Annotated in this window: 1 tRNA gene and 1 rRNA gene; both read left to right on the forward strand. The window is 43.7% G+C overall.

The annotated features are described in order from the left end of the window. A tRNA-Ile gene (locus PTSHG_RS00090) sits at window positions 1–77 on the forward strand. A 105-nt stretch (window positions 78–182) separates the two neighbouring features. Beyond that, window positions 183–318, forward strand: a 23S ribosomal RNA gene (locus PTSHG_RS00095); the annotation flags it as partial.

Below are 318 nucleotides of genomic sequence, written 5' to 3' on the forward strand. Positions count from 1 at the left end.
GGACCTGTAGCTCAGCTGGTTAGAGCGCACGCCTGATAAGCGTGAGGTCGGTGGTTCGAGTCCACCCAGGTCCACCACAACTTAGTTATACTAAGTTTTGAACCATAACAACTTAAAAACTAATCAAAATTTCTTAAACAAAACAATAAAACTGGAAATAAACAGAAATGTTTATTAACAAAGGTCAAGTTAAAAAGAGCACTAGGAGAATGCCTAGGCACCAAGAGGCGAAGAAGGACGTGACAAGCTGCGAAAAGCTACGGCAAGGAGCAAATATCCCGTGACCCGTAGATATCCGAATGGGGAAACCCACCGCAA

Source organism: Peptoniphilus senegalensis JC140 (assembly GCF_000321025.1).
GTDB classification, from domain to species: domain Bacteria; phylum Bacillota; class Clostridia; order Tissierellales; family Peptoniphilaceae; genus Peptoniphilus_A; species Peptoniphilus_A senegalensis.